Source organism: Sorangium sp. So ce124 (genome assembly GCF_051525235.1).
In the GTDB taxonomy this organism is placed as follows: Bacteria; Myxococcota_A; Polyangia; order Polyangiales; family Polyangiaceae; genus Sorangium; species Sorangium atrum.
This window is the reverse complement of the sequence record NZ_CP150312.1, coordinates 9076201-9099001: the sequence shown is the minus strand read 5'-3', so window position 1 is coordinate 9099001 and position 22801 is coordinate 9076201. Positions and strand designations below refer to the sequence as shown.

General features: G+C 72.9%; 16 protein-coding genes. 4 read left to right on the top strand and 12 right to left on the bottom strand.

Features of this window, described 5'->3' with window-relative positions:
• Positions 1–104 precede the first annotated feature (104 nt).
• From WMF19_RS34000 to WMF19_RS33990, 3 genes are all read right to left on the bottom strand, one after another.
• The gene (locus WMF19_RS34000) at positions 105–572 is read right to left on the bottom strand and encodes a hypothetical protein (RefSeq protein ID WP_437324019.1); all 468 of its coding nucleotides are present in this window, start codon (positions 570–572) and stop codon (positions 105–107) included.
• A gap of 397 nt (positions 573–969) precedes the next feature.
• Positions 970–2112, bottom strand: a complete 1143-nt coding sequence (locus tag WMF19_RS33995; protein WP_437894155.1) for a hypothetical protein — start codon at positions 2110–2112, stop codon at positions 970–972.
• 136 nt (positions 2113–2248) lie between these two features.
• A complete protein-coding gene (locus tag WMF19_RS33990) occupies positions 2249–3409 on the bottom strand; it encodes a hypothetical protein (protein ID WP_437894154.1) in 1161 nt (386 codons plus the stop codon).
• 129 nt (positions 3410–3538) lie between these two features.
• On the opposite strand from WMF19_RS33990, the gene WMF19_RS33985 reads away from it, so the two are divergent.
• Positions 3539–4201, top strand: a complete 663-nt coding sequence (locus WMF19_RS33985) for a hypothetical protein (protein ID WP_437894153.1) — start codon at positions 3539–3541, stop codon at positions 4199–4201.
• Positions 4202–4301: 100 nt separating this feature from the next.
• On the opposite strand, the gene WMF19_RS33980 is transcribed toward WMF19_RS33985, so the two are convergent.
• The 3 genes from WMF19_RS33980 to WMF19_RS33970 all read right to left on the bottom strand — a co-directional run bounded on the left by WMF19_RS33980 (position 4302) and on the right by WMF19_RS33970 (position 7729).
• Positions 4302–4436 carry a hypothetical protein gene (locus WMF19_RS33980; RefSeq protein WP_437894152.1) on the bottom strand — a complete coding sequence of 45 codons (135 nt, stop codon included), beginning with the start codon at positions 4434–4436 and terminating at the stop codon, positions 4302–4304.
• A gap of 76 nt (positions 4437–4512) precedes the next feature.
• The gene (locus WMF19_RS33975) at positions 4513–5127 is read right to left on the bottom strand and encodes a hypothetical protein (RefSeq protein ID WP_437894151.1); all 615 of its coding nucleotides are present in this window, start codon (positions 5125–5127) and stop codon (positions 4513–4515) included.
• 100 nt (positions 5128–5227) lie between these two features.
• Positions 5228–7729 carry a M1 family metallopeptidase gene (locus WMF19_RS33970; protein ID WP_437894150.1) on the bottom strand — a complete coding sequence of 834 codons (2502 nt, stop codon included), beginning with the start codon at positions 7727–7729 and terminating at the stop codon, positions 5228–5230.
• Between the two features lie 509 nt (positions 7730–8238).
• Here WMF19_RS33970 and WMF19_RS33965 point away from each other — a divergent pair.
• Positions 8239–9507, top strand: coding sequence for a hypothetical protein (locus tag WMF19_RS33965; RefSeq protein WP_437894149.1), 1269 nt, complete (start codon positions 8239–8241; stop codon positions 9505–9507).
• Positions 9508–9527: 20 nt separating this feature from the next.
• Positions 9528–10994, top strand: coding sequence for an OmpA family protein (locus WMF19_RS33960; protein WP_272094971.1), 1467 nt, complete (start codon positions 9528–9530; stop codon positions 10992–10994).
• Positions 10995–11118: 124 nt separating this feature from the next.
• Here the strand turns inward: WMF19_RS33960 and WMF19_RS33955 are convergent, their stop codons facing one another.
• The 5 genes from WMF19_RS33955 to WMF19_RS33935 form a co-directional block, all read right to left on the bottom strand.
• A complete protein-coding gene (locus WMF19_RS33955; protein ID WP_437894148.1) occupies positions 11119–12159 on the bottom strand; it encodes a hypothetical protein in 1041 nt (346 codons plus the stop codon).
• The gene (locus WMF19_RS33950) at positions 12137–13789 is read right to left on the bottom strand and encodes a protein kinase domain-containing protein (protein WP_437894147.1); all 1653 of its coding nucleotides are present in this window, start codon (positions 13787–13789) and stop codon (positions 12137–12139) included. Before WMF19_RS33950 ends, WMF19_RS33955 begins: the two co-directional genes overlap by 23 nt.
• 183 nt (positions 13790–13972) lie before the next feature.
• A complete protein-coding gene (locus WMF19_RS33945; RefSeq protein WP_437894146.1) occupies positions 13973–15010 on the bottom strand; it encodes a TOMM precursor leader peptide-binding protein in 1038 nt (345 codons plus the stop codon).
• Positions 15011–15041: 31 nt separating this feature from the next.
• On the bottom strand, positions 15042–15815 hold the full coding sequence (locus tag WMF19_RS33940) for a SagB/ThcOx family dehydrogenase (protein ID WP_437324008.1): 774 nt from the start codon (positions 15813–15815) through the stop codon (positions 15042–15044).
• A gap of 11 nt (positions 15816–15826) precedes the next feature.
• Positions 15827–17974, bottom strand: a complete 2148-nt coding sequence (locus tag WMF19_RS33935) for a TOMM precursor leader peptide-binding protein (RefSeq protein ID WP_437894145.1) — start codon at positions 17972–17974, stop codon at positions 15827–15829.
• A 1083-nt stretch (positions 17975–19057) separates the two neighbouring features.
• Between WMF19_RS33935 and WMF19_RS33930 the strand changes: the two genes are divergently transcribed.
• Positions 19058–20923, top strand: coding sequence for an amidohydrolase family protein (locus WMF19_RS33930; protein ID WP_437894144.1), 1866 nt, complete (start codon positions 19058–19060; stop codon positions 20921–20923).
• A gap of 112 nt (positions 20924–21035) precedes the next feature.
• Here WMF19_RS33930 and WMF19_RS33925 read toward each other — a convergent pair whose 3' ends face one another.
• Positions 21036–22124: a serine/threonine-protein kinase gene (locus WMF19_RS33925; RefSeq protein ID WP_437894143.1), complete on the bottom strand. Its 1089-nt coding sequence runs from the start codon at positions 22122–22124 to the stop codon at positions 21036–21038.
• Positions 22125–22801 lie beyond the last annotated feature (677 nt).

Here is a 22801-nt window from a genome sequence, read left to right as displayed (position 1 = left end):
CGCAGCACGCCGGGCATGGGACGTCCAGGCGAGTTCGGCGGGGCCCCGCGCCCCACCGCGCAGCGAACACCCCCTCCTCGGGCCGGGCTTCCGGCGACGCCCCCTCAGGTAAGGCTGATCCGCGGCCGCAGGTTCTGCTCGCGCAGGAACGGCTCCAGGTCGTCGACGATGTCGAGCTGCACCCCCGCCAGGCTCATCGCCGCCGCGATCGTCTGGATCCCCATGCGCCCGAGCTTGTTCATCTCCGGGGGCGGGCGGACGACGATGTGCTCGATCTTGTCGCGCACGTTGAGCCCCCACTGGGTCAGTATCACGCGCGCCTCGCTCTCGTACCGCACCATGAGCGCCATGTCGTAGATGAAGAACGCCCGCTCCCCCGGGCGCATGACGCCCACGAGCTTCTGGTACGCGTCGACCGAGATGAACCGCGCCGCCTCACCGGTCGCCACCGTCTCCCGCAGGAGCTGCACGACCATGCCCGCCGGCTGCGTGATCCACACGCCGACGCTCCCGGTGTCATCGAGCAGGTGCGGCTGCCTGCGGAACGCGAGTCTGCGGTTCGACGGGAGCATCTCTCTAAAGACAATAGCCATTCCGGCTACCGGGGCCCGCCCGCGACGACCGGAAGCGCCCCACCCGCCCGACCGGTCCGGTCGAGCCGAAGCGCGCTGTTGTTTCACACATCACCGGCCGAAATCCTCCCAGGGGGTCAACGCTGCGTCATGGTGGTCGCAAAAAACGGATTCGGCCAGAAATGTGTGATCCTGCCGCCCTGAACCGCCCACGGGGACGTCGCGCAGCCAGGCGGGCGCGGGCGTTGCCGCGCTGGACCGGTCCCTCGAAGGCCGGATCGGGCGAAGATCCCCGGGCATCCCTGTGCTCCCGCCTGGCCGGGCAGCCTGCGCGCCGAGAGAGCCGGCGCCTCCCGCGCCGCGCAGCGAGCGGCGAGGGGAAGCGGCGCGCGGCCGATCAGGCGAACAGCGCGGCGCAGGCCGACCCGATGAGGTTGACGTGCTCGAGCTGGGCGATCCGGGGCTCGACCCGCGAGCCGACGAGGGCGCGCAGCGTCTCTTGCACCCGCGGCGCATAGCGGGGATCGCCCCAGAAGAGGCTGCCCTCCGCGAGGATGCCGACCCCAGGAGGGCTATCGAGCACGTCGGTGACGGCCGCGAGCCCCGCCGCCACGAGGTCGGCCGAGCGCTGGAGCAGGTCGCCGGCCACCTGCCGCGTCTCCTCGGCGCCCTCGTCGCGGAGCCGCACGAGATCCGCGGCGCTCGTCAGCGGGGCATGTTCGGGGAACAGCCGCCCGAAGAGCCGGGGCAGGTAGGCCCCGGACACCGCCTTCTCGAACCGCTGCGCTCCGGGGTTCTCCGAGGTCGCGTCGAGCTCCGCGTCGAACGGCTGGAGGTGCGGAGGGTTGAAGTTTCCGTTCTCGAGGTTGACCGCCATCGGCGCGACGAAGTGACCCGTCTTGAGCTTCGGGATCCGGCCGGCCGGGAGGAACGTGGCCATGTTGGTCCCCGTCCCCACGATGAGCCCGATGAACGCCGCGGGCTGCGACCCGCCGTGCGCGAAGGCACCCCCGAGCAGGCTCGCCACCGTGTCGTTCAGCACCCGGACCGGACCGGGCCGGAGCCTCCGCGCGCTGAGCGCCCGGCCGAGCCGCTCGCCCACGCTGGTGCCCTCGACCCCGGCGATCTGGACGCCCTTGGTCCAGCGGAGCAGCCGCGCGTCGAGCGACGGCAGCGTCTCCGACGGATACGAGAAGCAGTACCCCACCGGCAAGCCATGCACGGCGCCCAGGCGCTCGACCAGCTCCGCCTGCACATCGAAGAAGGCGTCGCCCGCGATCTCCGGCCCGCCCGGGAACTTCGCAGGCACGGGCCCGGCGACGATGCGCGACTCGCCGCCCGGCAAGAGCTCCACGATGGCGGCGCGCAGGTTCGTGCCCCCAGCGTCGACCACCACGGCGCGGCCCATCATCCCTCCCGGCGGCGGCGCGAGGTAGGCAGGGAGGGCGGCGATCTCGGTGCCGGGCGTGGAGAGGCCGAAGACGATGCGCGCCGCGAGCGTGCGGCGGATGTCCTGGAGCTCGGTGAGCGAGAGCTTCATCGGCGGAATGCTTACCCCTAGGCCCCTGAGAAGGAAATAACTTTGCAAGTGGTGCAAGTGAGGCTGAGCGTGCTTGGCGTCGGCCTCGCTCGGACGGCAAGGGGCCAGCGCCCCGCTGCCGCGATTGCGCTGTGCGTCACCTGGAGGAGGTCGCTGGAGAGCGGTTGTCGTCCACACCGAAGACGACGGGATAGACCACCGTCGCAACGCTCTTGCGGTCTGCGGCGGAGGGGAATCGGAGGCTGCGGAAGACGTCGAGCACGCAGCCGACGACCTTGGCATCGCGGAGCGGGGGAGCGGGAGACGACGGCGGCGTCGCGCCGGGCGAGGGCAGCGCGATGAGGAGCGGCGCGTCCTCAGGCGGGCGGTCGGCGTCACCCGCGTAGGTGACCTTCCCTTCGCCGTCGACGACGAGGTGCACGGGCAGGCGCCCTTGGAGCTTGGGGTTCTGGCGAAGGCCCTTTTCAAAGCAAGCGCGCATCTCGCCGAAGCGCTCCTGGACGACGCTCCGCACGATGTGAGGCGGGATGTGGGCTTTGCCCTTGCTCGGCTCATAGGGGTTGCTCTTGCAACGGGCGGCGATGCCCCTCACGACCTTGGCATCCTGGTCGAGCTCCCTCTCCAGGCCGGCGCGGGCGACACCCGCCTTCTTGCGGTCGTGTGTGCCGAGCGACGCCTGGAGCTTGCGGGTCGCGGCGCCGGTCCGGGCGTAGCTCTCCCGGATGTCCCTGGCGCCCTGGTCGAGCTCAGGATCGGAGGTGTGGACCGCGGCCGCGCGGGCCCAGAGGTCGAGCCGATCCGCGATCCTCCCGAGCACGTCGGGCGGCGTGTTCAGGTCGGATTGCCGGAGCACCTCGATCATCCTCGAGGCTTTCTGGACCTCCGGGCCGAGCGCCTTGCAATCGGCCTCGATCGAGCGCGCGGCGCTGCCTTTCCCGGGGAGCGGGATCGGGGCGCGCTCTTTCACGGGCGAGCGGGCGGGCGGAGGGGCGTTCCCGGCGGAGCGGGCAGGCGTGCTCGCCTTGTTGGACAGCGGGATCGGGGCGCGCGGCTTGGGGGCCTCGGGCGCGGCGTCGCGGGCGCGCGTGCTCCTGGACGGGCGCAGGGCGGCGCGCTCCTTCTCCTCGGGCGAGCGCAGGGCGGCGCGCGCTTCACGGGTCGAGCCCTCCGGGACGGCGCGCGGGGCGGCGACCCCGACGTGCGTGGGGTCGGCATCGGCGGCGGGCTCTCTCTGCGGCGCCGCCCCGCAGGCCAGCAGGGCATGAACTCCGACGAGGACGAGCCACGCGCTTCGCATCCGTTCCTCCGAGGTGCGTTCGACGTACGAGCCGCCGTTTTGATACAGTATACCGGTCCGGACATCGCCTGCGGGCGAAACGGCGGGGCCTCCCGGGAGGTGGGACAGGCAGCGCAGGGAGAGTGCGATGTGAACAAGCGCGAGAAGAACGGCCGCGGGGGTGGGAAGGACGATCACGGCAAGGGCGGGGGCGAGCTCGCAGAAGCGGCGTGCGCGCTCGAGCGCGAGCTCGTCCGCTTCGAGGAGCTCGCGGAGTCGGCGCGGCGGCTTTCCCTCGATACACGCAAGGGGATCGAGCGCGCGGCGAAGTCGACGACCGAGGCCGCCGAGGCGCAGCAGCGCGTGAGCACGGCGCTCGGGTCGCTCATCGCGGCGATCGCAGCGGCGCGGGATCGCCATGAGGCGACCGCCACGGCGCTCGCGGCGCGCGGCGAGGAGATCAAGCGGCGGGCGGAGCAGCTCGGGGAGCTGTTCCAGCGCTTCGCGGCGCTCGGGGAGGAAGGGCGGAGCATCAACCAGCTGGTGCAGGAGACCGCGGCGCGCCAGCGGGAGGCGACGACGCCGGAGCAGATCCACGAGGTGGTGGCAGCGATGGACGAGGTGGAAGGGCGAATGGGGCGCCTCGCCGACGAGGCGCGCGCGCTGGCCCAGGCGGCGACGGCCGCGGGGATCGTCGACCTCGCCGAGCAGGCGGACGGGATGCGGCAACAGGTGACCGCGATGAGGAACAAGGTGGGGCTCCTGCGAAAGGGGATGCTGTCGCGGCTGGCTGGGGGGACGCCGCCAAACTAGGGGGCATAGGCGTTAACCACGCTTCGCGCCGCGTTCTCCTACATCCGAACGTTTACGTGGTCGTGGTCGTAGTCGTTTACGTGGTCGTGGTCATGGTCGTTCACGACCTATCGTTGACGACCACGACCACGTAAACGTTCACGTTCACGTTCACGACCACGTTCACGACAACGTAAACGTTGGTGACCGGTGGAGGGGGGCCGGCTTCGAGCCGTGAGCGTGACCGAACGAGCATGGTTAACGCCCATGAGGGGGCGGGGCCTATCGCCGTGTCGATGGGGGACGGGGGAATACGATCTAACAGAGATCGGCTAGGCGGACGGCAAGCGGCAGAGCGTGAAGTAATGGTCGAGCGGACGCTCACCCTTGAACGCGGCGCCGATGGACACGTCTTTCGAGACCCGACGCATGAAATCACGGGTTCCGTTGTAGACGAAGAACTGGAGTCCTTTGCTGTTGGGGACGACCCGGGGCCAACCGTCAGGTACGGGGCCGTCAGGGACCTGGAAGTAGTCGATCACGATGGCGCCACGCTCCTGCCACGCAGGATTGCCGGCCGTCGGGACCGCGACGAAGAAGCCCGGGCCAATCCAGGGACGCGTGAGTCCCTCGTTGTAACCGAAGAGCCGAGCGCTGCCGTCCTCGGGCAAGGCAAAACGCTTCTCGAAGGAGCGGAATGTGGACGGGAGAGGAAGGCTGTTCCTGCCTTCATGATGAACCGCCACGCGGCGCGGTGTGCCGTCCGGGACGAAGAAGTCGAGCGTGAGCGGGGGGGCTTGGCTCGCGGCGGCATAGAGCGCCCGCTGCTCCGCGCGCGTCGTGGTCGACAGGGCGCTGCGGCGCTCCTCGTGCGTGAGGCCGTCGAGGTGCTCGGCGATGCGAGCTATCGGGGCGTTCTGGCGAAGAAGTTGGACGAGCTCCGACATGGGCAGCGGAGCATAGCAGCGTTCGGTCGCCGCGCAGAGGGCCGGCCTCGCCCTGGAGCGAGGCCGGCGGGGGGAGATGCGATGTCGCGGCGAGCGAGCGTCAGCGGCAATCGACGGGAGAGCGCAGCAGCTCGGCGGCGGTGTCCGTCAAGTGGGCGCCCTCGAGCCCCGCGGCGAAGCGGCGGAAAGCCTGCTCGTCACCGCCCGTCAACGCGAACGCCGCGCAGACGGCGGCGGGGTGGGCCGAGCGGGCCGCGGGCGAGCGGAGCACCCGAGCGAGGCCTTCCAGCGCGCCCTGGTTGCCAGCCGCCGCGGGCGCGGCGGAGGCCACCACGGCGCGGAGATCCGCGGCGAGGACATCGGACACATCGGTCGCGCCGAGCACGCCGGCGAAGAAGGCACGAAAGACCGAGAGGGCAGCCGGGTCGAGCCCGTCCAGGTACGTCGCGAGGTGCCGGATCGCGAGCACGCGCGCGCGCACCGAGCTCGCCATCTGCGCGACCCTGCCCCACGTGCGGAGCGCCGCCTCGGGCGGCAGCTTGAACTTGGACAGGTACTGGAGCCGCGCGTCGGAGACGCCGCCCGAGGCGAGCCCGGTCTCGAGCGCGGACCAGTCCTCGGCGAACAGCTCTTCGGGGGACACGACGGCGCTGCACGACGCGTAGCTTGCGACGTAGTCGAGGCCGTAGCTGTAAGGCGCTCCAGCGAAAATGCCGGTGAGCACGCTCGACCACGCGCCGCGGACGTCGGCGTCGAGGCCCGCCGCGCACGCGGCGTCGCACGCTGCGGCGAGCGAGACCGCCCGGGCCGCCTCGCCGTCGAGGCCCTCGAGGAACGCCTCGAACGCCTCGGGCGCGAGCCCCTTCGGCAAGCCGTCCTGGAGCGCGGCGAGCTGGTGCGCGCCGCCCACGTCGAGGAAGCACGAGACGCCCTCGGGGTCCGCGGGGACGCGGCGCGGGGCGAGCGTCGCGGCGTAGGCCTCGAGATCGTGCTCGGTGCTCAGGAAGGCCCACTCGGGGTGGCGGTCCTGCGGATCGACGACGAGGAGCTCGCCCGGGCGCGCGGGCGCGACCTCGACGCGCTCGCCGGGCGTGAGCGTCTGCACGCGGGTCGGGCCGTCGCCGGCCACCCACGCGAGCTCCAGGGGGGCGACGAGCGCGCCCTCCGGATCGTGCACCGTCACGAACGCCCCGCCGGAGGGCGCGGGGTCGACCGTGAGCCACGGGAGCGCCTTGGCGACGACCGCGCGCCGCGCGCGCGCAGCCGCCTCCGGGCCGAGCGCCGGCGCGAAGGCGTCGAGGAAATCGTCCGTGCCGATGGTCCCGAACCGGCGCTCCTCGAGCACCCCGCGGAGCGCCGACCAGAACGCCTCCTCGCCGGCGAGGCTGCGGATCTGGGTGAGCAGCCAGGCGGCGCGGCCGTAGGGGCCGCTCGTGTACTTCTCGCCCGGCGCGAGCGACGGATCGCGGACGGCGTCGCCGTCCCGGGGGCCGAGCTCGTCGCCGTTCAGCGTCCCCGCGCCGCTCTCGTCCGTGTAGACGCGGACGGGCTCCTGCTCGAGCAGCGTCGCCATGCCCTCCTTGATCCAGAGATCGTCCCAGGTCTCCACCGTGACGAGGTCGCCGAACCACTGGTGCGCGAGCTCGTGCGTCGTGAGCAGGAGATCCGAGGAGAGCGCGGGCTGCGTGCTCCGCTCCTCGCGCTGGAAGGTGATGCTCGCGTGCTCGACCCCACCCACGGAGAAGTCCGGCAGGAGCACGAGCGCGTACTTCTCGAAGGGGTACGGCACGAGCAGCTCCTCGTAGCGGCCGATGGCGCGCGCGAGCTCGTCCACCATACCGCCGTGATCGCCCGGCAGCCCGCGGCGGTGCCAGACCGCGATGGGGAGATCGCCCTTCGTCCCGCGCTCCACCTCGAAGTCGCTGATCGCGAACGCCATGAGGTAAGTCGGCAGCGGGTAGGCGGTCTCGTACCGGACGAGGTGGCCCGACGCCCCGAGCTCTTCGTCGCCGACGAGATCGCCGTTGGCGATCATCGCCTCGCTGCCGTCGACGCGCATGGCGATCGAGAAGATGGCCCGGTCCGAGGGCGCGTTGTGGCACGGCATCCACCGCGACGCGCCGAGCGGCTCCGACACCGTGTAGACGGCGCGCACGGCGACCGGATCGCCCATCCGCGCCGGCACCGCGCGGAGGGCGTCGCCGGAGAGCGCCTCGTAGTCGATCTCGAGCGCGATGGGCGCGCCGCTCATCGCCTCGGGCTCGCTCGAGAGATCGATCGCGAGCGCCTGGCGCTGCGGATCGAGCGCGTGCGGCAGCGCCCCGCCGCCCTTGCGCCGGACCTCCTTCACCTCGGTGACGGCGCTGTCGAGGACGACCGTCCTCGGGCCGTCTCCGGTGAGCGACAGCGTGAGGCCAAGCGTCGCCACGAGGCGGCTCCGCTCCCAGTCGAACTCGCCCCGGAGGTCGTAACGCTCGACGTCGAACGCGCTCCCCTCGAGCGGCGCCGGACCCTCGTCCGAGCACGCGGCGGCGAGCGACCCAAGCAGCAGGCAAGCCACCCGGAACGCTCCGGGGCGGTGTTTCTGGAGTGTGCAATGCATCGCGGTTCCTTCGATCGGAAGAGGGATTCACCTCGCGAGGCCAGGCGCCAGCGCTCGGACCCCCCGAGCCCACGGCGGCGCAGCGACGCGTAACTGACCGCGGGACAGTTACAGAACACAGGCGCGTGGCCAAGCCTGCTGCGCACGCCTGAGGCCGCGGCGAACCGCTCGGTGATGAAAAGAAGGGGCGCTCGGTCGCCCGCGTCACGGTCGCTCGGCGCTCCGGGCCGCCGCGCGCGGAGACCGCGCCTCCGGCGCGCGCGATCGCCCTCCACCGTGCTCTCCGCGCTTCGTTTGTGTACGCGGGGAGGAGCGATGATCAGCGGCTCAATCGACAAGGAGGGTGAGCGCATCGACAGCGCATCGACGGTGAGGGCTTATCCCGTGCGCGTGGGTAGGACGATTGTGTGGATGCATGGTATTGCAGGCGCGCACCCTTGCGCACTCTGGGCGCGAATCGCCTTTCATTTGTAAGGGGTGCAGCGACCTGTGCGAGGATGCTCCCCGCCATGGCACAACACAGAGATGGGTGCGCGCGGGGGCGCTCGTGGGTCGCGCCGCTGGCCGTAGGCGCGGCGCTCGGCGTCGCGCTCGTTCCGAGGAGCTCGTCCGCTCAGACGTGGACGGGCGGGCGGACGACGCCGGTGCTCGACGAGATCGTCGCGATCGACAGGACCGGGGAGCCCCGGTGGCCTTACGGCAAGGAGGACGTCGCGGGCGACGGCGAGGCGACCTTCGACACGCCGGAGCGATCGATCGACTTCCGCTCCGCGTACGCGGTCGCCGCCGCTGGGCGGTTCTGGGTGCGCGGGTATGTGTCGGAGACGGCCTCGATCGGCAGGGAGGCGACGCTCTTCGTGTTCATCGACACCGACAGGAACCGACAGACCGGCGGTACGGCCGCGACGGCGGGGATCGATGAACGGTTCACGAGCGACGAGTCGCCGGGCGGCTACGAGATCGTGCTGGGCGTGAAGGGCGACGGCACGCGCGCGGGGGTCTGGTCCTTCTCGGGGGCGTCGGGGCAGTACGAGCCCGTCGACGTGACGGACGCGCAGATCGCGACCGAGGCAGGGACGGACGTCGACCCCCTGCTGATCAACGACGCGACGCGGGGGTACGCGCAGGCATCCATCGCGCTCGATCTCCTCCTGGGCGTCGGCGTGTCGTGCGAGGCGAACCTGTACTTCCGGTCGGTGAACGACGCGGCGGCGCTCGGGCCGGGCGATCTCGACATCGGCATCTCCGCCCCGTGCGTGGCCGGCGACGCGGACGGCGACCGCGTGCCCGACGTGATCGTCCCGCCCTCCGGCTGCACCCGTGACGCGGACTGCGCCGGCGGGGGCATCTGCGTGGACGGCGACTGCATCCTGCCGGTGTCGTGCGTCGACGATGTCGACTGCGACGCGGACGAGGACTGCTCCCCGGACCACCGGTGCGTCCCCACGCCCGGGGACACCTGCACGTCGAACGCCGCGTGCGGCGATCTCGTGTGCGTCGGCGGGCAGTGCGGCCCGTGCTCGCCGGCCTCGTCCGAGTGCGGCGCGGATCTGCGCTGCGCGCCGACCGGGCGCTGCGTCGACGGCGCGGCGTCGAGCGGCGCGGGCGGTCCGGGCGAACCGGATCTCCTGCCGGGTGATGCGGTCCAGGGCGGCGCCTGCGCCTGCGCGGCGGGGCCCGCGCCGTACGGAGGGGGAGCCCTGTCGCTGCTCGCCGCCGGCGGGCTCGCGCTCCGGTTGCGGAGGCGCCCGCGCCGCGGGCCCGGAGCCGGCCGATGAAGCCGATGAAGAGGAGATCCATGCGCGCACCGATCCTCGCCGCCACCGCCTGCGCTGCCTGCGCGGTCCTCGCCGCCGCGACGCCCGCGTCGGCGCAGAGCACGGACATCGACGTCGAGCGCTTCAAGCCGGCCGTCACCCACGACGCCTTCGTCGTCACGGAGGGCTCCGGCGTCCGCGAGCCCGGCGATCCATGGGAGTTCGGGCTGTTCCTGAACTACGCGCGCAACCCGCTGATCGTCGCGACGGGCGACGGCGAGGTGCGGAGCCAGATCGTGAGCGGCCGTCTGGGCGCCGATCTCATGGCGTCGGTCACGATCGCCGAGCCGTTCGCGCTCGGCCTCGACGTCCCGTTCTTCCTCGCGCAGTCGGGCGAGGGCTCTCCGTCGTTCGCGGGCCTCGGCGACATCCGGCTCGTGCCGAAGCTGCGCCTGCTCGACGACCGCGACTCCATCGGCCTCGGCCTCGTGGCCGAGCTGCGCGTCCCGACGCATACCGGCGATTTCGCGGGCGGAGCGCGCAACGTCGTGTTCTGGCCGCGCATCGTGCTCGACCACCGGTTCGCGCCCGGCCTCCGGTTCGGCGTCAACGCGGGCGTCGCGATCCGCGAGGGGACGACGTACGCGAACGTCGAGGCGGCGAGCGAGCTGACGTACGCCGCGGCGCTCGGCTACCGCTTCGGCGGCATCGACGGGAAGGTCGAGATCGGCGCCGAGGCGAACGGCGGCATCGGCATCGCCGCGGACGACCTGAACGAGGAGGAGACGCCGCTCGAGGCGCTCGGCTACGTGAAGATCAACCCGAGCGAGGAGTGGGAGATCACCGCGGGCCCGGGGATCGGCGCGCTGGCCGGCTACGGCGTGCCGATCTTCCGCGTGTTCGCGGGCGTGAAGTACACGCCGACCTCGCACGACAGGGACCACGACGGCGTCGACGACGAGCGCGACCAGTGCCCCGACGTCGCGGAGGATCGCGACGGCGATTACGACAGCGACGGCTGCCCCGAGGAGGACGCCGACGACGATCACGACGGCGTGCCGAACGCGGACGACGAGTGCCCGGACGAGAAGGAGACGATCAACGGCGTCGAGGACGACGACGGCTGCCCCGACAAGGGCGAGCCGCGGGTCGCGTACGAGCAGGGTGAGTTCGTGATACGGGACACCATCCGCTTCCGGACCGGTTCGGCCGAGCTCGAGCCGGAGTCGTACAGGACGCTCGATCAGGTGGCGCTCGTCATGAAGGCGAACCCCGAGATCGAGCGGCTGCGGGTGGAGGGGCACACCGACGAGACCGGCACGCCCGAGCTGAACCAGGAGCTGAGCGAGCAGCGGGCCGAGACGGTCCGGAAGTACCTGATCCGGAAGGGCGTCAGCCCGGGTCGGCTCACGGCCGAGGGCTTCGGGTCGGACAGGCCGGTGGCCGAGGGCACCGATCCGGCGAGCCTGGCGAAGAACCGCCGCGTGGAGTTCGTAATCGACGAGTGAGGCGCGCTCGCCCGGGAGCGGCGCGTCGCGCTCTCCCGGGCACGGTGGCGGGCACGGCGGCTGGCCTGCAGCGGGGCCAGCCGCCGCCGCGGCAGCCGCAGCAGGCGTCAGAAGCGGCGGGGCGTCAGAAGCGGCCGTGGATCGCCAGCCCGCCGCCGGTCGTGCCGACGGCAGGCGCGACCACGATCCGCGCCGCCGCGGGCTCCGTGTCGCCGAGCGACGTCACGAACAGCGCGACGCCGGCCGCGAGCCCGACCCCGCCGACGATGAAGCCGGCGGTGGACAGCTTCGCGGCGCTCTTGGCGTCTTCGACCAGCGCCACGCCGCGGGCGTCGCAGAGCGTCTCGGTCCGGCAGTGCTCGTCCTGGGCCCGGTTCCACCGCGAGCTGGCGAGGAGCCCGAAGATCGAGCCGGTCACGACGCCGGCGACGCCGACGCCGCCTGCCACGAAGGAGAAGGTGCGGCGGGTGCCCGCGCCGCCATCTCCGTCGCCGCCCGCGCCCGGCCGGAGCGGCGCAGCGGGCGGCCCGGGCGCTTCGCCGGGCGGCGGCGGGGCCGCTGCGGTCGCCGCGGGATCGTCCTCGAGGGGCGGGACCTCCACGGTGACGACCTGACCGGGGCCGGCGGTCTGCGCCTCGACCGAGAACGGCTTCTTGCCGGGCGCGGTCGCCTCGACGCGGTGCTTGCCCGGATCGACAGGGAGCGGCGCGCCCCACGCGCCGGCGTCGAGGACCGCGCCGTTGCGCCTCACGACGAGCCCGTCCGCCGGCGTGGTCACCGTGATGGCGAGGCGCTCGAGCTTCTTCTCCAGATCGGCCGCGCGGCGGGTCGCCTTCGCCTCGCGGTCCGCCTGGCCCGCCCGGCTCGCCATGTCAGCCGCCTCGCGGAACGCCGCCCAGGCGCTCGCGGAGCGGCCGAGCCGCTCGAGGCAGTCCGCCAGGTTCCACTGGGTGCCGTAGCCCGGGTCCAGCCGCTGGCTCGCCGCGAACTTGGGGCACGCCTCGGCGAGCTTGCCCTGCGCGACGAGATCGCGACCCTCGCGGAAGAGCGCCTCCGCCGCGGCCGCCTGGTCCGCCGACGGCTCCGCGCGCGCGACGCCCGCGGAGAGCGACAGAAGCGCGGCGACACACCACGCGACGCGGCTATTTCCTCGATGTCTCGTCATCGTCATTCCTCGGGGGCCTGGTGGGCGGCGGCCTGGCCGCGGACGGCCTCGGCGCGGGCGGGCGAGCGACGACGCTCGCCGACGCGGCGGCGCGCGCGGTCGCCGCAGCAGAGGGCAGCGCCGCGGGCGTCGACGAGGCCGCTGCCGGCGGATCCACGGGCGTGTCGGCGGGCGGCGGCTCGGCGCTGGCGGACGGCGTCGGCGTCGGCGTCGGCCTGGCCTCGACGCCGGCGGACGGGGGCGGTGGCTCGGCCTCGGTGTGCGCAGGCGGCGCCGGTTCGGCCGAGGGCGCGGGCGTGGCCGGCGGCACGCTGCGCACCGCGAGGTAGACGCCCGCCCCGCCCGCGAGCGCAGCGGCCAGCACGCCGCCGGCGATCAGGGCGACGGGCGGGCGCGACGCCGGACGCTCGGGGCGGTTCGACAGCCGCACGCTCGTGGCGGGCGCCGTGGCCGACAGCGCATACGGTCCGGATTGCCCGCCCGGCGGGCGCCCCGCCGCGTCGAACGGCGCGGCCGACGCGCGCGGCGGGGTCAAGGCGGCGTCGAATGGCGCGGCCGACGCGCGCGGCGGCGTCAAGGCGGCGCCGAACGGCGGGTTCGACGCGTGCGGCGGGGTCAAGGCGGCGCCGAACGACGGGCTCGACGTGCGCGGTGGGGTCAGCGCAGCGCCGAACGGCGCGCTCGACGCGTGCGGGGGGGCCGAGATGGCGCCGAACGACGCGCGCGAGGCGCGCGTGGCGGCGTCGAGCGGCACGAGCATCGCCTCGACGATCGCCTCGCCGCCCGGCAGGAACGCGCGCAGCGCCGCCGCGAGCTCGCCCGCGCTCCCGGTGCGGCCCGCCGGATCGATGACCAGCGCCCGGTGCACCACGTGGGCGACCTCCGGCGGCACCCAGGGCGCGATCTCCTGGATCCAGCGCACCGGGGTCGTGCAGATGGCCAGGACGAGCTCTCCGAGGCCGGTCAGGTGCTCGTTGGGCCGATGCCCCGAGAGGGCGTGGTACAGGCTGATGCCGAGCGACCAGACGTCCGAGCGCGCGTCGATGGCGCCGCTGCCGCGCGCCTGCTCGGGCGACATGTAGAGGGGAGAGCCGAGGAGCGCGCCGCTCTTCGTCATCCCGCCGTTGCCGAGGCTGTTGTCCGTCACCTTGGCGACGCCGAAGTCGAGCACCTTGATCACGCGCTGGCCGCCCTGCTTCCTCGCGAGGAACAGGTTCGCCGGCTTGATGTCGCGGTGGACGATGCCGGCCTCGTGCGCGCGCTCGAGGCCGAGGGACGCCTGCAGCCCGATGCGGAGCGCGAGATCGACCGGGAGCGGGCCGAGCCGCTCGATGAGGGCCTGCACGTCCTCGCCCTCGAGGAACTCCATCGCGATGTACGGCGCGCCGGTCTCGCGGTCGCGCCCGGTGTCGAACACCTGCGCGATGTGCTCCGACTCGACCGCGCCGACCGCGCGCGCCTCGCGCTGGAAGCGGCGGACGAGCTCGTCGTCCGCGGCCTGGCCGAGGATGACCTTCACCGCGACGCGGCGGCCGGTGCCCGCGTGCCGGGCCTCGTAGACGGCCCCCATCCCGCCCTGGCCGAGCAGCCGGATCATCGTGTAGCGGTCGTCGAGGGTTCGACCGATCATGGCGAGAGGCCCGGGCCATGGGCGCGCGGCGAAGACCGCGCGCGCGAGACGTCCGTCCGGTCGAGGGCCGCCCGGCGGTCCGGCTGCCGGGGCACGCCGGCGGCGAGCGCGTCGTCCCTGCGGGAGGCGGCTGGAAGGGGAGGCCTCTTCACGGCTGCAGGCTAGAGCACCTCCGGCCCGGCGTCATCCATCGCCGCAAACCTTGCACCAGGGCAGCCTCACGAGCGTGTGGTGCGATGTCTCGAGCGTCGCGAGGTCCTGGATCAGGAACCTGCCCCCGAGCCTGGAGGGCGTGTACGCCGAGAGCACCTTGAGGGCCTCCATCGCCACGAGGTGGCCGAGCAGCTGACCCATCGTGCCGGCGTGCGGCGCGGGCTCGGCCAGGGAGCGCGCCGCGGGCGAGGGGTTGAGCGCCTCGGTCGCCGCGCAGACCCGGCACGCCGTCTTCCCCGGGAAGACGAGGGGCCCCAGGACGGCCGTCGTCCCCGCGAGGTGCGAGAAGAGCGAGGCGATCCCTGCGCGATGGCCGAACCGCGCGACGCGCTCCAGGAGCTCCGCGTCGTCGCTGCGCACCGCCGCGACGAGGAGGTGAGGGAGCCCCTCCGGCGAGAGGAGATCGTCCCCCTCCAGCGCGCCGGAGGCGCTCTCGTCCACCCGGCAGAGCGGCGCGTGCTCGCGGATCAGCGCGGCCACGGCGCCGCGGCGGGGCGCGCCGAGCGCCGCCGCCCCCCGCGCGCGGACCACCGCGACGTCGCGCGGGCCGACGGCGCCGCCGTCGATCAGGCGGAGCGCGGAGACGCCCGCCCCCGCGAGCGCCAGGGCGGCCGAGGTCCCCCAGGGCTCGAGGCCCACCACGAGCACGCGCGCGTTCGCGATCCGCTGTGCAGCCTGCTCCGGGGCCGACGACCACTTGCGGAGGAACTCGCGCTGCCCGCGGAGGCGCTCCCCGTCGCCGGACGGCGCCTCTGCGGCCACCGGCTCGACCAGCCCGCGCGCCTCGAGCAGGTCGAGGAACGCCGTCACGCTCTGCCGCGAGTAGTCCGCGAGCGCCTCGACGAGCGCCTCCCGGTCGCGCGACCCGTCGAGCAGCGGCACCATCCGCTCGACGAACGCGCTCACGTCCAGGCCGGTGAGCTGGAAGGTGCCGAGATCGGAGCTGAGGATGACGCCCACGTCGGTGGGCGTGATGCTGGCCGAGCGGCTGAGTCGAATGCTGGGCATGGTGCTCTCCGACGCTTCTGGTTCAGGCACGCTAAGGCCCCTTCCGGCCCCCGGCCGGCGCGGGCTGACCGATGCAGACGATGTACATCGTGTCTTCCTCGGCCGGGAGCGCCAGGAAGGCCTTGAGCTCCTCGTCGTAAAATCCGCCGATCGCCACCGGGCCGAGGCCCATGGCCGTCGCGACGAGATAGAGGTTCTGGCCCAGGTGCCCGGCGTCCAGCCACAGGAAGCGATATCCGCGCTGGCCGTATTTCCACATCGTGCGGAACGGCACTGCCGTGATGATGACCACGACATTGGTGTTCAGGATCATGTCCTGACCCGCCGTGAGATCCACGAGCGTGGCGTGCGCGAGGCCTTCCCGGCGGAGCTCGAGCTCGTGCGCACGGGGGTCGTAGTGGTGCAGGCCGTCCGGGACCCCCTCGACGGCCTGCGTCGCGACGTAGATCTCGAGCGGATACCGGCCGCCGGCCGAGGGCGCGGGGCGATCGCAGGTCCACGCCCCTTCGACATTTCGCGTGCCACGGACGCCGTAGCTCGCGTGGAGGAGCCGCCCGAGCGCCTCGATGGGCATCGGCCTGAGGGCGAACTCGCGCTGCGACCGCCGCTGCTCCAGCACCGCGCCGAGCGGGGCGTCGATCGCGAAATCGCGCCCGGGCAGCGGCGTGCGCGCCGAGCCGACGTAAGTGCGGAAGTTGAGCGGCCGGAGATCCCCGTCGAACGGCGGCTCCAGCGGCCGCGACCTCACGTGGGAGGACTGGAGATGATAGAGCCGCGCAATGTCCGCCTCTTTGCTCCTTGCCATGGTGTCCTCTCTCAGGCCATCGGGTGAGGGTCAGGGTTGATGCCGTGGGGGGTCATCGAACGGAGACGCGGATTACCGAGCTGAGCGAGCTGGTGGCCGAAATGGATCTGCTGGAAAGCGGGCCCGAGCGCCCGGGCGACACGGAACGGGGTCACCGCGAGGTCGGGCGACGTCACGTCCACGATCGCGATGCGCAGTCCCGCGGCGTGCACGCGCCGGGTGAGCTCGGGCAGCGAAACCTCCTCGGGCTCCTCGAGCTCGGCGGCGGTGACCGTGCCCCCCTTGCGGAGGAAGGCGAAGGCCGCGGCGCGGCTCGCGGGGAGGTAGTAGATCGCGTGATCCTCGAGCGTGAGCACGTCCTCAGGACGCTCGGGGATGACGAGCGACTCGCCCGTCATCAGGCGAAAGACGTAATTGCCTATCTGGCCTTGCTCCAGGATCGCTTTCCTGATCGCGTTGAGGGGGCTCAGGTGGGCGGAGATCGAGACCACCGCGCCGGGCCAGCGTTTGCCGTCGCCGTAACCCACGCACATCACCACGGGGACCGAGACGCCCGCGTCGAGGAGATACAGCTCGATCCGGGCGCCGCGCTCCTCGAGCTGCCGGGCGATCTCGTGCAGCTCGGGGTCGAGCGAGTCATCAGGCAAGATCCGCCGCCCGGGCCGGCGAGCGAGCCACGAGATCATGAAGGCGTCGCGCTCGATGAGCTCGAGCGCGGCCCCCATCGCCGCGCCCTCGAGCGTCGCGCCGGCCGCGAGCCCGTTCGAGGTCACCTGGCAGAAGTGCGCGTCGTGTCCTGCGCAGTAGCCGTAGTAGGTCGGGAGCGCCGGCACATACACGGGCGCGCCCGTGTCCATCCAGCGCCCGAGGGCCCAGTCGATCGGCGCGGCCGGATCGACCCGCGCGTAGCGGAATCCGGGCTTCGCATACTGCGCCTCGCTGTAGAGACAGAGCTGCTCCGGAGCGATGAAGTCGCCCTTCATCTCGGCGACCGAGGCGCGAAGGAGCTGCTTTCGGTCGACGAACTCGGCGGAGTAGCGCTCGACCGCCTCGCCGGTCGCTCTGATCAAGGCCTCGACGGCCGTGACGCCCTTTCCGGTGCCGACCTGCGGCTCGCGCGAGCCGTGGGCGTGCGGCGAGCCGTCGGTGTAGTCGCTGAGGAACGCCGTGGCCGTGAGGCACGCTTCGGGGGCGAGCGCCGGGCTCGTCGCGTCGAGCGTGAGGCGCTGGACGATGCCCGCCCGCGCGTCGACGACGCCGGCGAGCATCCGCCGGAGCGCCGCGGCGTCGGGCGCGTCGCGCAGGTGCGCGCCCCCGCCCCGACGCGCGCCCCCGGTGCGGAGGGCCTCGGCGGCGCCGCCGCAGACCGCGCACCAGGGCATCTGCAGGAAGGAGTGGAGCGACGCCTCCGGGTCGACCAGGCCCTGGACCATGAAGCGGCCCGCGAGCCGCGACGCGGCGCGGTTCACCAGCAGATCGAGGGCCGCGAGCGCGACGGCGTGGCCCAGGAACGCCGGCATCGGCGCGAGGTAGGTGCGCGCGCGGCGCTCCGGGCGCGCGGCGAGGAGCGACGCGTGGAGCGCGTGATCCGCTTCTCGCTGGTTGCTCACCGCGAGCCTCCGCAGGCGGCAGCACTCCCAGCACGCGGTCTCGCCCGGCACGACGGCCGGCCCGATCACCGCGTCGAGCCCCTCGAGGTGCGCGCTGAGCGACGGGACGGACGCCGCGTGAGCGAAGCGGGCGACGCCCTGAAGGACGAGGAGATCGTCGCCAGAGACGCAGGCGAGGATCAGGTCCCAGCCGGTGTCCTCCTGGACGATCGGGCGACCCGCGGCGGCGAGCAGCGTCCCGGGCGTGACCGCGCAGCCGGGGGCGAGCCGCGACAGCGCCGTGGAGAGCGAGCGCGCGCGATCCTTTCCGAGATCCGCCTCGGCGAAGGGGCCGAGATCGTCGGCCGTGACCTCCCTGTCGTCGAGGACGTGGAGCGCGCCGACGCCCAGACACGCGAGCTCGGTGGCCGCGATGGCGCCCCACGGTTCGAGCCCGACCACGAGGACGCGCGATCGCGCGAGCTTCTCGCGCACCTCGGCCGGCGCAGGCGGGGCGGTCCCATCGAGCGAGGGAGCGGTGGTCGCTGAGGTGGGCAGTTGAGTAGCCACGCGAGATCTCCAGGAAAGCGCAGCGCGGCGGCCCCTCGACGAGCGGCCGCCCTGCACCTTCGGTAAAGAGGTTCAACTCTGTTGCTCGGGGAGTCGCGCCCCGACAAGCGAAGGAGAGGAGAAACTCGCAAGCTCACCACGACCGCGCGATGTCGTGCGGTCGTGGCGAGCCGGGGAAGACGGGAAGGTGCCTTTCTCGAACTTCGCGCTCCTCGTCCTCCTCCAGAGCTCTATCGCTGGGCCCGGGCGGCCTGAGGGCTAGCTACAGCCGCACCTGCACCCGCCGCACCTGCACCCGCCGCACCTGCACCCGCACCCGCCGCAGCCGCACCCGCCGCAGTGGCCGCAGCCGCCGCAGCCGCAGTTGTAGCTGGCCGGAGTCGCTATTGCCATGTCGTCCAGCCTGGCCGACAAATCGTTGATGGCGTTGCGCAGCTCCTTCACCGTCACGTCCAGATCTTTCGGAGAATTGTTTTCGCTTTTCGGATCACTCATCGCAGAGCCTCCCACGAGTAGGTGAGGCACGCAAAGGGTCTTCGTCAATACGGTGGCTCGTCGCCGAGCGACGGAAGTTCGGTTGGACTCCCTATCATTCCAGGGGCGCCCCGAACCGTGGACAGCACGAGAGATGCCGCCGCCAAAGGGGGTTGTCCGCCGGCTCCTTTCTCTCGCTCGCCCCGCACCGGCGGCTCTCCCGATTGGCCCTGATCGCCGCCGGAGCAGCAGAGAAGGCCGGGACAACATCGAGAGTTCAACCCTGCGCTCCCTCCGTGGGATCGAGCGGCGGCGCTTCCGGGATAGGCCTATTTGTCAAGCTGGCCTGCGATGCGGAGCGATCCTCCGCTCGGGCCGGAGAGCCGAGAGGGGCGTCGGGGACGGAGCGCCTCGCCCGCGCAGGCCTCCTCGGCGCGAACGATCCTGGATAACGCGGCACGCTGCGGGCGCGCGCGCACTGCTCCGTGCACGCCGCCTCATTCGATTGCTTTTCGTCGCTGCCTCCGGTACCCGGTCCGCCTCTCCTCGGGTGCCAGAGGCGCCCATCAACAACGGAGTGTCATGCGTCGTACTTCGCTCGGATCGGCGATGGGTCGCCTCGCTTTGTCTGTCGTCGCCGCGTCACACTGGCTCGCAGGCTGCGGCGTCGCGGAGCGCCCCTCGACGCCCAGCGCGACCGACGTGGGGTGTGCGGGCTGCACCGTGCTGAAGGGAGGCATGGTGTTCGACGGCACGCGCGCGGCCAGGGCAACGGTGGTGATCGAGGGCGACAGGGTGAAGCAGGTCGTCTTCGGCGACGCCGAGCCCGGGGGCGGCGAGGTCGTCGACGTCGCCGGCAAGACGGTCCTCCCCGGGCTCATCGATCTCCACGTCCACTCGCTGAGCGTCGCCGGGCCCTATGCGTACTACGACGCCGAGCTCCACCTCGAGGACCACACGAAGGCGATGCTCCGCGCGGGCGTGACCTCGTACCTCGACCTCGGCTCATCCCAGCACGTCATCTTCGAGCAGCGAGCGCGCATCAACGCCGGCGACATCCTCGCGCCGCAGCTCTTCGCCGCCGGGCCGCTGCTCACGCCGACCGGAGGGCATCCCTGCTATCAGGGCAGCCCGCCCGGCGACTCCTGCGTCTTCATCGACTCGCCCGCCGACGTCGATGGGGCCTTCGAGGCGCTCCTCCCGAGGGCGCCCGATTTCATCAAGATCGTGCTCGAGGCGGGCGGATCGATGCAGCTCCCGCGCCTGACGCGCCCGTCCGTGGCGGCGATCCAGGAGGCCGCCGCGGCCGCGGACGTCCGGGTGATCGCCCACGCGACGGCGGCCGCGGACGTCGAGGCCGCGCTCGACGGCGGCGTGACGCTCTTCGCGCACATCCCGGACGAGGACCGAATCTCACCAGAGCTCGCGCGGAGGATGGCCGCTGCCGGGGCCGTCGTCGTCCCCACGCTCGCGGTGGCGGATGGCCTGTACCGCACCGCCCACGGAACGCTGACCGAGCTCGACGACCCCGCCCTCGTCGACGACGTGCCGATCGGCGTGATCGCGGCCCTGCGCGATCCCTCCTTGCTCGCGGAGCTCAGGACGGCGCATTTCCTGGAGCTCGTGGAGCGGCGGCGCGACCACGCGATCGCGAACCTCGTCACCTGCTACAAGGCCGGGGTCACCATCGCCGCCGGCACCGACGCCGGCAACCCGGGCGTCTTTCACGGGCTGAGCCTGCGCCGCGAGGTCGCGCTCCTCGTCGAGGTCGGGATGCCGCCGCTCGAGGCGCTCGCCGCCGCCACGCGCCGCGCCGCGGACGTGCTCGGGCGGCCCGATCTCGGGCGCATCGAGCGAGGGGCGCTCGCGGACGTGCTCGTGGTCGACGGCGATCCGCTCGCCGACGTCCGCGCGCTCGAGCGCGTGTCGCGCGTCTACAAGTCGGGCGTCCTCCTCGATCGCGAGGCGCTCGCGTTGCCGCGCAAGACGAGCCTCGCGCGGGAGCCCAGGACGGGCGCCGGCCCCGGCGAGGCGTGCCTCGCCGCGTCGGAGTGCGCGCCGGCGCAGTCGTGCAACCCGGCCCAGGTCTGCGCCGCGACCTGCCGCGCCGCCTCGGACTGCGCGCCCGGGAGCGCGTGCTTCCTCGACAGCGGCTCGTTCACGGGGGGGGCCTGCATCGACGGCGATGGCTGCGATCTCTTCGCGCAGGATTGCGCCAACGGCGCTGCCTGCGTGTTCTGGGGCAACGGCTCGACGTCGTGCTGGAACGCGGGCGCGGGCTCGGACGGACAGCCGTGCGACGCGTCGTTTGCGTGCGCGCCCGGCAGCGTCTGCGACCCCTCGAACACCTGCAGAGCGCTCTGCGATCCGCGCGGCGAGCGCGGCGCGCCGTGCCCGGGCGGCGAGCGGTGCGTCGATCACTCCGCGCTCGCAGGGCTCTCCGTGGGAACCTGCGAGCAGGCCGAGCGCCGCTGAGCGCGCGATGACGCCGAGCGCGCGATGACGCCGAGCGCGCGCGACGATGCCGGGCGCGCGATGACGCCGAGCGCGCGCGACGATGCCGGGCGCGCGACGACGCCGCGCGCGCTCAGCGCGACGCGAGCAGCCAGGCGATCACGCTCCCGATCGCGAAGAACAGGATGCCCGCGCCGACGATCACGGCCCGCGAGGTCCGCCGCTCGATGAAGCTGGCCGCGGCCCGGAGGCTGGCCGGGGCGGAGATGGCGATGCCGCTGTCCGGCGCGCTCATCTTCTGGAGGGCCGCGTCGAGCGCCACGAGCACGGCGCGCGCGTGGGGGAAGCGGTCGTCCGGGTCCTTGGCGAGCAGGCGCATCACGACCGCCTCCAGCGCGGGCGGGACGACGACGCCGGGGGAGCGCTCGGCGATCGGCGGCGGCACGGCCGACCGGTGCTGCGCGAACAGCGCCGACGGCTCGACCGCCGTGAAGGGGTGCTTGCCCGCGAGCATCTCGTAGAGGATGACCCCGAGCGCGTAGAGATCGGCCCGCCGGTCGACGGAGCGCATGCCGAGCGCCGCCTCGGGCGCCATGTACGCCACCGTGCCGAGCAGCACCCCGGCGTTCGTGAGCGAGCGGCGCGAGCCGTCGTCGGTGATGGAGAACTGCTCGATCGGCACCTTGGCGAGGCCAAAGTCGATGAGCAGGACGCGCTCCTCCGGCCCGTCGAGGACCATGACGTTGAGCGGCTTCACGTCCCTGTGCACGATCCCGAAGTCGTGCGCCGCGTTGAGCGCGCTCGCGAGCTGGCGCGCGATGTTGGCCGCGCGCCGCGGCGGGACGGGGCCCTGGTCGATGAGCTTCCGCAGCGTGGTGCCGCGGATGAACTCCATCACCATGAACCACGCGCCGTCTTCGAGCTGGTTGATCTCGTAGACCGCCGCGACGTTCGGGTGGAAGATGTGGCGACCGGCGAGCGCCTCGCGCTCGAAGCGCTCGATGAGCTCCGGAAGCTCCTCGGCGTCCGGGTGGAGCACCTTGACGGCCACGTCCTCGCCGGTCGCGAGCTTCTTTGCCCTGAAGACGGCGGCGATGCCGCCCATCGCCACGAGCTCCTCGAGGCGATAGCGGTGGACGAGCGTGCGCCCGACGAGCGTCATCGCGCGCTCTCGCGCCGCGGAGCTCGCCTGGCCTCCCGCGATGAACACGGACTCGCTCATGCGGCCGCGCCTCCAGGCCGAGCCCCGCGCGCGGCGTCGAAGAGGCCGCAGCGCAGGGCACGCACAGCCGCGCCGCGCGCTCCCCCGTGACCTCGCGCCACGCGGCGGAACAGCGGATCCACCCTGGATGACATCGTATGCTCACACACGCGGCGTCCGGAGGGTAGCGCCCCTCCGCGCCCAGCGCCATCTTCCCGATTGGGCGCGGGGACGATGCGCGCTCGGGAGCGGGCGGGCGGCGCTGAAGCTGGAGCTCACGGAGCACGCGTGAGCCAGGCCTCCCGAGAGGCCCTCGGGAGATCGCGCCCGCCGCCGCGGTCGCGCGCGCTCTCGAGATTCCACCGCTCCGCCGTGATCGTGAGTCGCCTGGCTGCGCCGTCTCCTGCTCTGATGGCGCGGCCTCATCGTGTCTCCGGCCGGGGCGCGCGGAGACGGCTCATCACCTGTGCCTCACGGCCGCGCGGTCGCGCGATGGGCGAGCGCCGGCCGCACGAGATGCGGAGTCGCGCGCGCCCCGGACGTGGCGAAAGCCCGTTGCGCGCCGGGCGGCGCTCGCCCGTCGATGGCGGAGCGCGACCACTTGTCGGTAGATCCAGCGACATCGCCGGAGCTCCAGCCGCGCGCGCCCGCGGGGCGGCCGAACGAGCGCCGGGGTCGAGCCTGCTGTCCTGCCACGA

Bases quoted from the DNA above. Each gene is read 5' to 3' on its own strand.
- WMF19_RS33990 (WP_437894154.1), bottom strand. From the start codon at position 3,409: ATGCGAAGCGCGTGGCTCGTCCTCGTCGGAGTTCATGCCCTGCTGGCC.
- WMF19_RS33930 (WP_437894144.1), top strand. From the start codon at position 19,058: ATGGGTCGCCTCGCTTTGTCTGTCGTCGCCGCGTCACACTGGCTCGCA.
- WMF19_RS33950 (WP_437894147.1), bottom strand. From the start codon at position 13,789: ATGATCGGTCGAACCCTCGACGACCGCTACACGATGATCCGGCTGCTC.
- WMF19_RS33925 (WP_437894143.1), bottom strand. From the start codon at position 22,124: ATGAGCGAGTCCGTGTTCATCGCGGGAGGCCAGGCGAGCTCCGCGGCG.
- WMF19_RS33975 (WP_437894151.1), bottom strand. From the start codon at position 5,127: ATGTCGGAGCTCGTCCAACTTCTTCGCCAGAACGCCCCGATAGCTCGC.
- WMF19_RS33980 (WP_437894152.1), bottom strand. From the start codon at position 4,436: ATGCTCGTTCGGTCACGCTCACGGCTCGAAGCCGGCCCCCCTCCACCG.
- WMF19_RS33970 (WP_437894150.1), bottom strand. From the start codon at position 7,729: ATGCATTGCACACTCCAGAAACACCGCCCCGGAGCGTTCCGGGTGGCT.
- WMF19_RS33965 (WP_437894149.1), top strand. From the start codon at position 8,239: ATGGCACAACACAGAGATGGGTGCGCGCGGGGGCGCTCGTGGGTCGCG.
- WMF19_RS33945 (WP_437894146.1), bottom strand. From the start codon at position 15,010: ATGCCCAGCATTCGACTCAGCCGCTCGGCCAGCATCACGCCCACCGAC.
- WMF19_RS33960 (WP_272094971.1), top strand. From the start codon at position 9,528: ATGCGCGCACCGATCCTCGCCGCCACCGCCTGCGCTGCCTGCGCGGTC.
- WMF19_RS33995 (WP_437894155.1), bottom strand. From the start codon at position 2,112: ATGAAGCTCTCGCTCACCGAGCTCCAGGACATCCGCCGCACGCTCGCG.
- WMF19_RS34000 (WP_437324019.1), bottom strand. From the start codon at position 572: ATGCTCCCGTCGAACCGCAGACTCGCGTTCCGCAGGCAGCCGCACCTG.
- WMF19_RS33955 (WP_437894148.1), bottom strand. From the start codon at position 12,159: ATGACGAGACATCGAGGAAATAGCCGCGTCGCGTGGTGTGTCGCCGCG.
- WMF19_RS33940 (WP_437324008.1), bottom strand. From the start codon at position 15,815: ATGGCAAGGAGCAAAGAGGCGGACATTGCGCGGCTCTATCATCTCCAG.